Annotated in this window: 12 protein-coding genes and 1 pseudogene; 6 read left to right on the plus strand and 7 right to left on the minus strand. The window is 69.6% G+C overall.

The window, feature by feature from the left end:
• The first annotated feature begins 6 nt into the window (after nucleotides 1-6).
• From OVA30_RS21665 to OVA30_RS21685, 5 genes are read left to right on the plus strand one after another with little or no spacing between them, the layout of a single operon-like run.
• Complete coding sequence (locus OVA30_RS21665; RefSeq protein WP_442786120.1) at nucleotides 7-168, plus strand: hypothetical protein; 162 nt, start codon at nucleotides 7-9, stop codon at nucleotides 166-168.
• A gap of 59 nt (nucleotides 169-227) precedes the next feature.
• Nucleotides 228-2318, plus strand: coding sequence for a potassium-transporting ATPase subunit KdpB (gene kdpB / locus OVA30_RS21670; protein WP_268176853.1), 2091 nt, complete (start codon nucleotides 228-230; stop codon nucleotides 2316-2318).
• A gap of 23 nt (nucleotides 2319-2341) precedes the next feature.
• A complete protein-coding gene (locus OVA30_RS21675) occupies nucleotides 2342-2947 on the plus strand; it encodes a K(+)-transporting ATPase subunit C (protein ID WP_268176854.1) in 606 nt (201 codons plus the stop codon).
• A gap of 10 nt (nucleotides 2948-2957) precedes the next feature.
• Nucleotides 2958-5675, plus strand: coding sequence for a sensor histidine kinase (locus OVA30_RS21680; RefSeq protein WP_268176855.1), 2718 nt, complete (start codon nucleotides 2958-2960; stop codon nucleotides 5673-5675).
• On the plus strand, nucleotides 5672-6418 hold the full coding sequence (locus OVA30_RS21685) for a response regulator (RefSeq protein ID WP_268176856.1): 747 nt from the start codon (nucleotides 5672-5674) through the stop codon (nucleotides 6416-6418). The genes OVA30_RS21680 and OVA30_RS21685 overlap by 4 nt, the downstream gene beginning before the upstream one ends.
• Nucleotides 6419-6666: 248 nt before the next feature.
• Here OVA30_RS21685 and OVA30_RS21690 read toward each other — a convergent pair whose 3' ends face one another.
• On the minus strand, nucleotides 6667-6900 hold the full coding sequence (locus OVA30_RS21690; RefSeq protein ID WP_012778958.1) for a hypothetical protein: 234 nt from the start codon (nucleotides 6898-6900) through the stop codon (nucleotides 6667-6669).
• A 209-nt stretch (nucleotides 6901-7109) separates the two neighbouring features.
• Between OVA30_RS21690 and OVA30_RS21695 the strand changes: the two genes are divergently transcribed.
• A complete protein-coding gene (locus OVA30_RS21695; RefSeq protein ID WP_268176858.1) occupies nucleotides 7110-8471 on the plus strand; it encodes a TAXI family TRAP transporter solute-binding subunit in 1362 nt (453 codons plus the stop codon).
• A 113-nt stretch (nucleotides 8472-8584) separates the two neighbouring features.
• Here the strand turns inward: OVA30_RS21695 and OVA30_RS21700 are convergent.
• The 6 genes and pseudogenes from OVA30_RS21700 to OVA30_RS21725 form a co-directional block, all read right to left on the minus strand.
• Nucleotides 8585-8713, minus strand: a pseudogene (locus OVA30_RS21700) (IS3 family transposase); the annotation flags it as partial.
• A gap of 62 nt (nucleotides 8714-8775) precedes the next feature.
• Nucleotides 8776-9714 (minus strand): beta-xylosidase, encoded by a 939-nt coding sequence (locus OVA30_RS21705; RefSeq protein ID WP_268176859.1) that lies wholly within the window; start codon nucleotides 9712-9714, stop codon nucleotides 8776-8778.
• The gene (locus OVA30_RS21710) at nucleotides 9711-10499 is read right to left on the minus strand and encodes a TIGR04290 family methyltransferase (RefSeq protein ID WP_268176861.1); all 789 of its coding nucleotides are present in this window, start codon (nucleotides 10497-10499) and stop codon (nucleotides 9711-9713) included. Before OVA30_RS21710 ends, OVA30_RS21705 begins: the two co-directional genes overlap by 4 nt.
• The gene (locus tag OVA30_RS21715) at nucleotides 10496-11281 is read right to left on the minus strand and encodes a histidine phosphatase family protein (protein ID WP_268176862.1); all 786 of its coding nucleotides are present in this window, start codon (nucleotides 11279-11281) and stop codon (nucleotides 10496-10498) included. The genes OVA30_RS21710 and OVA30_RS21715 overlap by 4 nt, the downstream gene beginning before the upstream one ends.
• Entirely contained in the window at nucleotides 11278-12375 is a 1098-nt protein-coding gene (locus OVA30_RS21720; RefSeq protein WP_268176864.1) for an inositol-3-phosphate synthase, read from the minus strand. The genes OVA30_RS21715 and OVA30_RS21720 overlap by 4 nt, the downstream gene beginning before the upstream one ends.
• On the minus strand, nucleotides 12375-13415 hold the full coding sequence (locus OVA30_RS21725; protein WP_268176865.1) for a UDP-glucuronic acid decarboxylase family protein: 1041 nt from the start codon (nucleotides 13413-13415) through the stop codon (nucleotides 12375-12377). Before OVA30_RS21725 ends, OVA30_RS21720 begins: the two co-directional genes overlap by 1 nt.
• Between the last annotated feature and the right edge of the window lie 9 nt (nucleotides 13416-13424).

Raw genomic sequence — 13424 nt, forward strand, 5'->3', positions numbered from 1 at the left:
CGGCGTATGCCGCGCCATCACCCGATGCCGCACCACCGGTCCCACGGCGCCGAGGCCAAGCCCGCGCGCACCTCGGACCTCGTGCTGGCCCTCCTCGGTGTGGCGCTGCTCGGCGGCCTCGTCCTCGCGGCGGCCTTCACCCTGGCCGCCGGCGCGACCGCCTCCTGAACCGGCAAGGCCCGGCGTCGCCCGCCGGGCCTCCTCGCCCTCTCCGGACACCCGAACCCATGTCCCGCAAGACCTCATCGCTGTTCAGCGCCGCCCTGGTCGGGCCCGCGCTCCTCGGCTCCGTCAGGAAGCTCGACCCCCGCGCCATGATCCGCAACCCGGTCATGTTCGTGGTCGAAGTCGTGGCGGCCCTAACCACGGTGCTGTTCCTCCGCGACCTCGTCACTGGAGGCAGCGACCTGTTCTTCTCCGGCCAGATCATCCTCTGGCTCTGGTTCACCCTGATCTTCGCCAACTTCGCCGAGGCGCTGGCCGAGGGCCGCGGCAAAGCCCAGGCCGACAGCCTGCGGCGTACCCGCACCGAGATGACCGCCAAGCGGCTCACCGGCCAGGGCCGGGCCTACGAGACCGTGCCCGGCACCAGCCTCAAGGTCGGCGATGTGGTGCTCGTCGAGGCCGGCGACCTCATCCCCTCGGATGGCGAGGTCATCAAGGGTGTGGCCTCGGTGAACGAAGCGGCCATCACGGGGGAGTCGGCCCCGGTCATCCGCGAGTCGGGCGGCGACCGCTCGGCGGTCACGGGGGGCACGCAGGTGCTCTCGGACGAGATCAAGGTCCGCATCACGGCCGCGGCCGGATCGACCTTCGTCGACCGCGTGATCGCCCTCGTCGAGGGCGCCGCGCGCCAGAAGACCCCAAACGAGATCGCGCTCAACATCCTGCTCGCCGGGCTGACCATCGTTTTCGTCTTCGCGGTGGCGACCATCCCGAGCTTCGCCAGCTATGCCGGCGGCTCGATCCCCGTGATCGTGCTGGTCGCGCTGTTCGTGACCCTGATCCCGACCACCATCGGCGCGCTCCTGTCCGCCATCGGCATTGCCGGCATGGATCGTCTGGTCCGCTTCAACGTGCTCGCCATGTCGGGCCGCGCCGTCGAGGCGGCCGGCGACATCGACACGCTGCTCCTCGACAAGACCGGCACGATCACGCTCGGCAACCGCCAGGCCACCGCGTTCCGCCCTGTCCGTGGTGTCACCGAGCAGGATCTGGCCGACGCGGCGCAGCTCGCCTCGCTGGCCGACGAGACGCCCGAAGGCCGCTCCATTGTCGTGCTCGCCAAGGAGACCTACGGCATTCGCGCCCGTGACATAGTCGGGCTGAACGCCGCCTTCGTGCCCTTCACCGCGCAGTCGCGGATGTCGGGTGTGGACCTTGAAGGCTCGTCGATCCGCAAGGGCGCGGTCGACGCCGTCATCGCCTCGGTCTCCGAGCCGCCGATGGCCACCCGCGGCTCCAGTGTGGCGCTCGCCTACCGCCCGGCCGCCGAGACCGAGGTGGTGGCCGAAATCCGGGCCATCGCGGAGGAGATCGCCAAGGCCGGCGGCACGCCGCTCGCGGTGGCCAAGGACGGACGCCTGCTCGGCGTCGTTGCCCTGAAGGACATCGTGAAGGGCGGGATCCGCGAGCGCTTCGCGGAGCTGCGCCGCATGGGTATCCGCACGGTGATGATCACGGGCGACAATCCCATGACCGCAGCCGCCATCGCCGCGGAGGCGGGCGTGGACGACTTTCTCGCCCAGGCGACCCCCGAGGACAAGCTGGCGCTGATCCGGCGTGAGCAGGCCGAAGGCAAGCTCGTGGCGATGTGCGGCGACGGCACCAACGACGCGCCGGCGCTGGCTCAGGCCGATGTCGGGGTCGCCATGAACACCGGCACGGTGGCGGCGCGCGAGGCCGGCAACATGGTCGACCTCGATTCCGACCCGACGAAGCTCATCGAAATCGTCGGCATCGGCAAACAGTTGCTGATGACCCGCGGTGCCCTGACGACGTTCTCCATCGCCAACGACGTGGCCAAGTATTTCGCCATCATCCCCGCGATGTTCCTGACGCTGTACCCGGAGCTTCAAGCACTCAACGTCATGGGGCTGGCCTCGCCGCAGAGCGCGATCCTCTCCGCCATCATCTTCAACGCCCTCGTCATCGTCGCGCTGATCCCGCTGGCCCTGCGCGGCGTGACCTACCGCCCGGTCGGCGCGGCCTCGCTCCTGCGGCGCAACCTGCTGATCTACGGCCTCGGCGGCATCCTCGTGCCCTTCGTGGCCATCAAGGCCATCGACCTCGCCGTCACCGCCCTCCATCTCGCCTGAACGACAGGTCCCGGAGACCTTCCATGCTGAACCAGCTTCGTCCCGCCCTCGTGCTGCTCGTCGCGCTGACGGCGGTCACGGGCCTCGCCTACCCCCTCGCCGTCACCGGCGTCGCCGGGGCGCTCTTTCCGGCCGAGGCCGCGGGAAGCCTGATCGAGCGCGACGGCAGGATCGTCGGTTCCAGCCTGATCGGCCAGAGCTTCACCGGCGAAGGCTACTTCCATGGCCGGCCCTCGGCCACCACCGCCGCCGATCCGGCGGATGCTTCCAAGACAGTGCCGGCCCCCTACAACGCGGCCAACTCCGCCGGCTCGAATCTCGGGCCCACGAGCGCGGCGCTGGCCGAGCGCGTGAAGGGTGACCTCGCCGCGCTGAAGGCCGAGAACCCGGGCCGGCCTGTGCCGATCGACCTGGTCACCACGAGCGGCTCAGGTCTCGACCCCGACGTCTCGCCTGAAGCCGCCCTGTTCCAGGTGCCGCGTATCGCCCGGGCCCGCAATCTGCCCGAGGATCGGCTCCGCGACCTCGTCGCCGGTCAGGTCCACGGCCGTACCCTCGGACTGCTCGGCGAACCGCGCGTCAACGTGCTCGCGCTGAATCTTGTCTTGGACGACCTCGCCAAGCGCTAAAGAGCAAACCATGCCTGGAACCGGCCGCGACCCGAACCGCCCCTCGCCCGACGCGCTGCTCGAAGCGGCGCGCCGGGAGGAGCGGACGCGCGGCCGTCTCAAGGTCTTCCTCGGCGCCGCCCCCGGCGTCGGCAAGACCTACGAGATGCTCACCATCGGGCGCGCCCGGCTCACCGCCGGCGCCGACGTCGTGGTCGGCGTTGTCGAGACCCATGGCCGGGCCGAGACCGAGGCTCTGCTCGACGGATTCGAGACCATTCCCCGACGGGCCGTGCCCTACCGTGGCACCGTGCTGGAGGAGATGGACCTCGACGCACTGCTGGCGCGCCGCCCGGCCCTGGCGCTGGTCGACGAGCTCGCCCACACCAACGCGCCCGGCTCGCGCCACCCGAAGCGGTACCAGGACGTCGAGGAACTGCTCGACGCCGGCATCGATGTCCTGACGACGCTGAACATCCAGCACGTCGAGAGCCTCAACGACGTCGTGGCCTCCATCACCCGCATCCGCGTGCGCGAAACCGTGCCGGACAGCATCCTCGACCGGGCCGACGACATCGAGGTGGTCGACCTCAACCCGGACGATTTGATCGAGCGCCTGAAGGCGGGCAAAGTCTACGTGCCGGCGAACGCCGAGCGGGCACTGAAGCACTACTTCTCGCGCGGCAATCTGACGGCGCTGCGGGAACTCGCCCTGCGTCGGACGGCCGACCGGGTCGATGACGAACTCCTGAGCCACATGCGGGCGAACGCGATTCCCGGCCCCTGGGCAGCGGGCGAGCGCGTGCTCGTCTGCGTGAGCGAGGATCCGCGCTCGGCAGGCCTCGTGCGCTACGCCAAGCGGCTGGCAGACCGCCTCCACGCCCCCTGGACCGCCCTGGTGGTCGAGGGACCGCGCGCCGCCTCGCTCAGCGAGGCCGCGCGTGACCGGGTGGCCGAGGCCCTGCGGCTCGCCGACCGGCTCGGGGGCGACGCCGTCACCCTGCCGGGCGGCCGGCGCATCGCCGACGACATCCTCGCCTACGCACGCTCCGCCAACGTGAACCACATCGTGGTGGGCAAGGCGACACGCTCCTGGATCTTCGAGCTGGTGAACGGCTCGGTGGTGCACGACCTCGTCCGCCGCAGCGGCAACATCAGCGTCCACGTGGTGCCGGGCGAGGTCGCGCCGGCCGAGACGGCGTCCCGGCGCGCGGTCGCCACCGCCGCTCCGCCCGCCACCTTCGATGCCCGGTCCTACGCCCTGGCGCTGCTCGTGACCGGTGCCGGGCTCGGGCTCGCCCTGCTGCTGGAGCCGTCGACGGGCGTCGAGAACGCCGACCTCATGCTGCTGACCGCCGTCGTGGCGGTGGCCGTCCGCTGGGGCCTGGGGCCCTCGCTCGCCGCGGTAGTGGCGGCCTCGCTGTCGTACAACTTCTTCTTCCTGCCGCCGGTCTACACCTTCACCATCGCCGACCCGACCAACGTCGCGGCCTTCCTGCTCTTCACGCTGGTGGCGGTGCTGGTCTCGAACCTCGCCGCCCGCGCCCGCCTGAGCGCGGTGGTCAGCCAGGGCCGCGCGAAGGCGACGGAGCGGCTGTTCGGATTCTCGCGCAAGCTCGCGGCCTGCGGGACCCTCGACGACGTGCTCTGGGCGACCTCCGCGCAGGTCGCGGCCATGCTGCGGGTGCGCGTCGTCCTTCTCCTGCCGGATGCTCAGACCGTCGCCGTCCGTGCCGGCTACCCGCCGGAGGATATGCTGGACGAGGCCGACCTGGCGGCGGCGCAGTGGGCCTTCGACAACGAGCGCCCGGCCGGGCGCGGCGCCGACACTCTGCCCGGGGCCAAGCGCCTGTTCCTGCCGATGCGCACCGGGCGCGGCACGATCGGGGTGATCGGCCTTGATGCGGACGGCACGGGACCGATCCTGACGCCGGAAGGTCGGCGCCTGCTCGACGCGCTCGCTGATATGGGCGCGCTCGCCCTCGAGCGGGTGCGCCTCGTGGAGGATCTCGACCGGGCCGAGCGTGCCGCCGAGACCGACCGCCTCGCCCGGGCGCTGCTGACCTCGATCAGCCACGATTTGCGCACACCGCTCGCCTCCGTGCTCGGCGCGGCCAGCACATTGCGGGACCTCGACAGCGCCCTCCCCCTCGAGGCCAAGGCGGAGTTGTTGACGACCATCATCGAGGAATCGGAGCGATTGAACCGCTTCATCGTGAATTTGCTCGACATGACGCGGCTGGAGGCCGGAGCCGTGGCACCGAATCTGGGGCTCCAAGATGTCGCCGAGACCATCGACACCGCCCTGCGGCGGACCCAGAAGATCCTTACCGGCCACCGGGTCGCGGTCGAGGTCGCACCCGACCTGCCGACCTTGAGGCTCGATCCGGTCCTGTTCGAGCAGGTGCTGGTCAACCTGCTCGACAACGCCGCGAAGTACGCACCCGAGGACTCGACCGTCACTTTGCGCGCTCGGCAGGACAGCCGCACCGTGCGCATCGAAGTTCTGGACGAGGGGTTCGGGCTCCCGGAGGCCGACGTCGAGCGCGTGTTCGACAAGTTCTACCGCGTCCGGAAGAGCGACCGGGTGCGGGCCGGGACCGGACTCGGCCTCGCCATCTCGCGCGGCTTCGTCGAAGCCATGGGCGGCACGGTCACCGCCGGCAACCGCCGGGACCGGTTGGGGGCCGCCTTCACCGTGACGCTCCCGGTTCCGGCGCGGACCACGCCAAGGGATATCGCCGCATGAGCCCGACCATCCTCGTCATCGACGACGAGCCGCCGATCCGCAAGCTGCTGCGCATGGGGCTGGCCACCCAGGGCTACGCCATCCTGGAAGCGCCGAACGCCGCCACCGCCCTGGAGGTGCTCGGCCGCGCCAGCCCGGACCTCGTCATCCTCGACCTGGGGCTTCCCGATATGCGCGGGCACGACCTGCTCCGCGCGATCCGGGCGAGCCATCCCGGCCTTCCAGTCGTGGTGCTGTCGAGCCGGGACGACGAGGGCGGTAAGGTCGAGGCGCTCGATCTCGGCGCCGACGACTACATCACCAAGCCCTTCGGCATGGCGGAGCTGCTCGCGCGCCTGCGCGCGGCCCTCCGGCACCAATTGGCCGCCCGCGGCGAGCGGCCGGTCTTCCGGGTCGACGGGCTCTCGGTCGACCTCGTCCGGCGCATCGTGAAGGTTGACGACGTCGAGGTGAAGCTGACGCCGCGCGAATACGCTTTCCTACGCATCATGGTGCTGCATGCCGGCAAGGTGCTCACCCACGCCCAGCTCATGCATGAGGTCTCGGTCTCGTCGGACCCACAGTATCTGCGCGTCTACATGCGCCAGCTCCGGCAGAAGCTGGAGGCCGATCCGGAGCGGCCGCGCATCCTTCTCACCGAGACCGGCGTCGGCTATCGCCTGCGGGCTCCGGACGACGAACTGAACCTCAAGCTGCGCGCGGCGAAGGACGGCAAGCCGGCCGTGACGGAGGCAGGCCCTTGATGGCGATCTCCGAACGTCATCGACCGGCACGATGTCCCTCGACGCGTTCCTCGATTCGGCAGTGGTCGCGCGCTCATTGGGGAGGACCGGAACGGCCGTGCGCCGACCGAGCAGGTGATCAGTCGATGCAGCATCCGGAGCCCAGCGGCCAGCTCGGACGGAACGGGTGGATGCTGAAAACCCCCACGGCTGATGAAGGGGGGGATTTAGATACCGGGCATGGCCGCCCCATACCATCGCCCGCAGGCTCAGATGCGCAGCTCGATGCAGGCGCCGGACAGGAGCACGGCGTCGGGCCGGTGGTCGGTCTCGTCCTCGGCGTAGTCGACAGCGTCCTTCCGGCTCCGGAACAGGCCGCCGGCGCGCCCGTGGATTTCGATCGCCACCCAGTGACCCGCGGGGTCCTGACCGACGATGAACCGGTCGGCGTCCGTGGCGGAAGCGTCAGCGTGGATGGCGGCGACTTGGAGTGTGGGCGACATCGTATGTCTGGGGTTCACGCAGTCCTCACGGGACCGCGCTCTCAAGCTGTACCAAGGTGCGTAAGGGTTCGAGCGGGTCGCGGGGCCGATCCCATAAGCGTCTCGTTAGGATTCCGCGTGGCGGGCAGGCCGATCCCCTCGAAAACCGGCGGCGCGTCGCCCACCTGGGCAGCAGGGCCGAACCAGCCCAGAGCAAGCGAGGGGCGTGCGTGCGTCGGTTGGGGTTTTCGAGTGTTCGCGAGGTATTTCTCCCCCTCGGCTTGGCGCTTCTGCTCGTACTCGGAGCCGTCGCAGCGTTCCATCTCACGCGTCCCACAACCCTGACCATCGCGGTCGCCCCCAACGGCGGCACCGAGCCGGCGCTGTTGCGGGCCTACGCCAACGAGCTCGCCCGGCGGAACCTCGGCATCCGGCTGAAGGTCGTATCCTTCGCCGGGGTGCGCGAGAGCGCAGAGGCGTTGAAGGCCGGCAAGGCCGACCTTGCGGTGGTTCGGCCGGACGTGGCGATGCCGGGCAACGGCCTGACCTTGGCGGTCCTGCGGACCCTCGCCGCCTTCGTCGCCGCGCCAGGTGCCTCCGGCACCAAGGACATCCCGGATCTGGCGGGCAAACGGCTGGGTATGCTCGCGAGCCGGACTGCCGACCGGACCCTGCTCCACGACCTCGTCGGCCACTACGGGTTCGAACTCCTGACCGATGCTCCGGCCGGGGCCGTGAACAACACCGCGGTGGTGCTGGTCCCGATTGAGGAGGCCGATGTCGCAACGGCGCTCCGCGACAGGCGCATCGATGCCATGGCTCTCGTGACGACGCCCAGTTCCCCGGCCGCGCGGCGGGTGGTCGCCCTGGTGGGCGAGGCGAGCGATGGCGGTGACGTCGCGCTGATCGGTTTGCCGGATACCGCGGCGGTGCTGGCGCGGCGGCCGCGCCTGCAGCCGGTGACGGTGCCGGCCGCCTTGTACGGCGGCAATCCCCGCCTGCCGGCCGAGGACGTCGCGACCGTAGGCTCGTCCTACCGCCTGATGGCGCGGGCCGACCTGTCGCGGAGCGTGGCCGCGGAGGTGACGCAGCACCTGTTCGAGATGCGCGCGGCCCTGGCTGAGACGGTCCCCGCCGCGGAGGACGTCAGCCACCCGGATTACGAGGACACGGCCGACGCGACCAGCGCCCGCCTGCCCATTCATCCGGGCGCCCTCGACTACTACGAGCGCGAGCAGGAGACCTTGATCGAACGCTACGAGAGCTGGATCTACCTCGTGGCCATCCTGGGGGGCGGCTTGGGCTCCACAGCAGCTTGGCTTCGGCAGCGCATCGGGCGCCAGCGCCGCGAGCGGATCGAGGTCGCCACCGCACGCCTGCTGGAACTGCGCTCCGAAGCCCGCCGCGAAACCGACCGCGAGCGTCTGGAGGCGATGGCAGGCGAGGTGGATGACCTCGCGGGCAGTATCGCACGCCACGCCCTGAACAAGCCAACCGAACCGCGGACCTTGAGTGCTGCCACCGTCGCCATCGACGCGGCACGCTCGACACTCAAGCGGGCACTCAGCGGTGCGGGTAGCCCAATCGGCTGACCGCCCGGACGACCGAGCGAGGTTCGGCGACGCCAATATGAAGCTCTGCTGATCGGTCCCCACGCGGTGGTCCGACTTCGAAGTCAGTACAGGGTCGGTCTTTGCACGACGGTTCGCTTGGCCGGCACCTTCCGGCCTTCCCGCCGCCAGATCCGCTCGACCCGCTTGTCGTTGACCCGCCAGCCGACCGCCTTCAGCCAAGCGCTGATCTTGCGATCGCCGTCGCGGCCGTAGCTCGCAGCCGACACAACGAGGTCGATTGATGGAGTCCGAAGCTACTCGATTCGGCGAAAATTTCCTTACACTAGAGAAACGGCATCTCCGGCACCGGCAAGGCCTCGACTTGGACGGGCTGGCGATCCGCGTATCGACGCACCATCGCGGCGCAAAACTCTGCGAACTCTTCTCGAACCAGCGGCGGGCTGGTGTGGTGGGCGGCGATGCCGCGATGCTCGGGCGTGAAGCAGAAGGTCACCGTCACTTTGAAGTCCTGCAGAGCCGTCATCTGCCGGTCGAACCAGTCGAGGGCGTCGGGGCGGAAGCTGTCGGCCCAGGACAGGCCGGTGCGCAGGTAGGTGACGCCAAGGCGCTTCATCCAGGCTACCGCTTCGTCCAAGCGATGATCTTGGTAGTGGAACCACTGGCACAGCCCGAAATCGGGAGTGCAGCGGACGAATTCCTCCAGCGCGAGCTTCGGCGTGCCGTCCTGGCGCAGCAAGCCCATGTGGAAGTGGCGGTAATAGGAGGAGCCCTCCGCCTCGCGGTGGCGGGTGGTGGCCTCCCATTCCCGCGGCAGGTCGTAGAGGCTGTACCAGTGGATACGTGGGGCCTGCCCCCGCAGCAGCTCCGCGGTGCGGCGGCAGCCCCAGGCCTGGACCTCCTCGGCGCCGAAACTCGACACGCCAACCTCCGAGACCCAGACCGGTAGGTGGGTCACCGCGCGGATCTCGGCGATCTTCTGGGGCCAGTCGTGGATCGGCCACAGGTTCCAGTCGAGGGGGAAGCCATGCACGGCCACCGCATTGAGCCCATCGAGCACGCCTCGGGCCTGCATGTGCTGCATGAACACTGGATCGATCGGCGAGATGCCGCCGAGCACCTGGGGCAGGTCCGGCGCCTCCGCCCGGATCGCGCGGGAGGCCTCCTTCACCATCTCGCCGAACAGAAACCAGTCGGGGTCGATCTCCGGATCCCAGTGAGACTTGTTGTTGGGCTCGTTCCAGAGCATGACCGCTTCGATCATCGGCCCTCCCTCCCGTTGATCCCGCGTGCCGGATAGACGGCTTCTGCCCCAGTCGGTGCGGGTGCCCGCCGACAGAGATAAACCTCCGCCTCCGGCCGGCTCTCGATCGTAAAGCCGGTCGCGCGCAGCATCGCCTCCATCCCCGCGCGGTTGGGGATCCACCAGTTCGTCCAGTCATGGGCATAGGAATGCTCGACGAAGTGCAGCCGCGGGTAACCGGGCCGCTCGAACTGATCCATGTCCCAGAAGTCGTAATCGTCCGCGACCGGCTCGACCTGAGACGATCCGCGCAGCATCGACTGGAACACCAGGAGATCACCGGCCACGTGCTCGTGGATTAGGTCGAGGGCCAGCAGCGGGTGGCGCAGGTGGTAGAGCACCCCCATGAAGAGAACTACGTCGAAGCGCTCGGCCAAAGCCCCGACATCGTAGACCGAGAGATTGCGGAACTCGATGTCGTGGCCAAGGTGGCTGGCCGCGAAGCGGGCCTGCGCGAGGTAGCGCTCGTCGGAATCGAGGCCGAGCACCCGGGACGCACCGCGACGTTTCATCTCGATCGAATAGAAGCCGCCGTTGCAGCCAATATCGAGCACGGACTTGCCGGCGAGGTCGGCGGGAAGCGCGGACGCGAACCGACGCCACTTCAGCCCTGGGTAATCGCCAAGGAAGTGATCGGGCGCCGTCCAGACCCCGCCGAGGTCGATGTTGTGGAACCAGGGCCCGAGGGCGTCGGCCTCCCGGCGTAATGCCTCGGAACTGGCGGCATCCGTCGCAAGACGCGTCATGGGCTCACCCGCTCGTTGATCGAGACCACCCGGCCGCCGCCGGGCCACAGCGCGAGCTCGCTCCACGAGGCCGGGGCGACGACGAGGCGGTTATAGGCGTCGAGGCTGAGCCCCAACACGCCGAGCAAGGCGGCGCGGATCGTGTCGGCGTGGCTCACGAGGATCGCGGGCGGGGCCTCCTCGCGGCCGAGGCGGTCGAGCAGGCGAAGGGCGCGCGCCTGCACCTCGCCCATGCTCTCGCCGCCCGGCGGGCGGGCGGTGGCGCGTTCCGCGTTCCAGGCGACCCAAGCGGGATCGGAGGCGAACTCGGCAAAGGCGCGAGCGGTCCAGGCGCCGAACTCGATCTCGTCGATCTCGTCGGCGGTCTCGATCGCGGCGCCGAGCTTTTGCGCGAGCGGCGCGGCGGTTTCCTGCGTGCGGGTCTGCGGGCTCGAGAAGACTCGGATGCCGCTTCGGGGCGTTCGTTCCCCATCGCTCACCGGGGCGAGACGCGTGCGCTCCCCTCCTCCCGGCGAGTCAGGGGCGGGCAGTGGGTACCGGGGCGCCTCGTCCTGAGCCACCTCCGGCTCCTCCCACCTCCCCGCGAGGGAGAGGAGAGGCGCGCGATCCTGCTCGGCTGACGATGTGTGGAGGTCGGGAGCGAGCCGTCGCACGAGCGCGGTCGCCATCGCCTCCGCTTCGGCCCGCCCCTGCGCACTCAACGAAACGTCGGGCATTCGCCCGCACAGCACCTTCCCGAGCCGGTCGTGGCTCGCATGGCGCACGAGAAAGACCCGCCTCATCGGGCGGCGGGCTCCTCCGCCTCGCCCGCGGCGAAGCGGAGCGTGCGCGCATGCGCCTCGGCGTCGGTGAACTGGACCGGCGGCGACTTCATGAACCAGCCCGAAGGCCCAAGCAGCGCGCCGCCGATACCGCGATCGAGTGCGATGCGGGCACAGCGCACGGCGTCCACGACGACACCCGCGGAATTGGGCGAGTCCCAGACCTCCAGCTTCAGTTCGATATTGAGGGGCACACCGCCGAAGCCGGTGCCCTCCAGCCGGATCTGCGCCCATTTGCGGTCTTCGAGCCAGGGCACGTGGTCGCTCGGGCCGACATGGATGTCGCCGTCTGCCAGCGGCGTGGCAAGCTGGCTCGTCACCGCACGGGTCTTGGAAAGCTTCTTCGATTCCAGCCGCTCGCGCTCCAGCATGTTGAGAAAGTCGGCATTACCGCCGAAATTGAGTTGGTAGGTACGCTCCAGTTTCACGCCGCGCTCGCGCAGAAGATTGGCCAGCATCCGGTGCACGATGGTGGCGCCGACCTGACTCTTGATGTCGTCGCCGACGATCGGCAGGCCCCGCTCCTCGAAACGCTTCCGCCAGCCGGCATCCGAGGCGATGAAGACCGGGATGCAGTTCACGAGGGCACAGCCGGCCTCCAGCGCGCAGTGGGCATAAAACTCGCCCGCCGCTTGCGAGCCGACCGGCAAGTAGGAGAGCAGCACCTGCGTGCGGCTGCGCTGCAACTCCGCCACCACGTCGGAAACCGGCTCGTCCGATTCAGCGATGATGCCCTGAAGGTAGCGGCCGATCCCGTCCAGCGTCGGCCCGCGCCGCACGGTCACGCCGGTCCGAGGCACCGCAGCGAAGCGGTGCGTGTTGTTGGGCGGAGCCAGGATCGCGTCGGCCACGTCGCGCCCGACCTTGTCCGCCGCCACGTCGAAGGCGCTCACCACTTCGATGTCGCCGATGCGGTAACCGCCCAGTTCGGGCGAGATCAGGCCCGGCACCGCCGTATCGGCGTCGGCCTCTCGGTAATAGTGCAGGCCCTGCACGAAGGAGGAGGCGCAATTGCCCACTCCGATGATGCCGACGCGGATCGGTGCTGAGGCCATCACGGGGCCTGCCGCGCAAGGGCGGCCTCGACCGGGCGAAAGTGGCGTCCGCCGATGGATCGGGGCTTCGCGACGGGTTGCTCGGGCGCGCGAATTTCGCCGGCAAACCACGCGATGGTCGCCTCAAGGCCCTGTTCGAGCGCCACCTTCGGCGACCAGCCGAGCAGCGCCTGCGCGCGGGCGATGTCCGGGCGGCGACGCTGCGGGTCGTCCACGGGCAGAGGGCGGTGCACCACGGGCGAGCGCGTGCCGGTCATCTCCGCGACCAGGCTGACGAGTTCGGCCACCGTCATCTCGCGCGGGTTACCGAGATTGACCGGGCCGCCCGGCGCGGCCTCGCACGCCATGAGCCGCATCAGCCCCTCGACGAGGTCGGTGACATAGCAGAACGAGCGGGTCTGCTCGCCGTCGCCGTAGACGGTGACGGGCGCGTCGGCGAGCGCCTGACAGATTACGTTCGAGACGACGCGCCCGTCATCGGCTCGCATCCGGGGTCCGTAGGTGTTGAAGATGCGCGCCACCCGGACTTCCAGCCCCTGGCCGCGCTCGAAATCAAAGGCCAGCGTCTCGGCGGCGCGCTTTCCCTCGTCGTAGCAGGCGCGCGGGCCGGTCGGATTGACGTTGCCCCAATAGGCCTCCGGCTGCGGATGCACGAGCGGGTCGCCGTAGACCTCGCTGGTCGAGGCCTGGAGGAAGCGCGCCCCGTCGTTGCGCGCCCGCTCCAGCAGACGCAGGGTTCCGACGACGCTCGTCAGCATCGTGTGGATCGGATCGGCCTGATAGTGTGGGGGTGAGGCCGCGCAGGCGAGATTGAACACCCGTTCGAAGCGCGGCAGCTGCGGCAGCGGCTCCGTGATGTCGGCCTCGACGAAATCGAACCGCGGCTCGTGGCTGAGATGGGCGAGGTTGTCGCGGCGGCCAGTGAGCAGGCTATCGAGGGCGACGACGCGTGCGCCCCGCGCCAGCAGAGCATCGACGAGGTGCGAGCCGATGAAGCCGGCCCCACCTGCGACGAGCACCCATTCAGCCTGTCTGTCCATCGCTGTTGT

Source organism: Methylorubrum sp. SL192, from assembly GCF_026672325.1.
In the GTDB taxonomy this organism is placed as follows: domain Bacteria; phylum Pseudomonadota; class Alphaproteobacteria; order Rhizobiales; family Beijerinckiaceae; genus Methylobacterium; species Methylobacterium extorquens.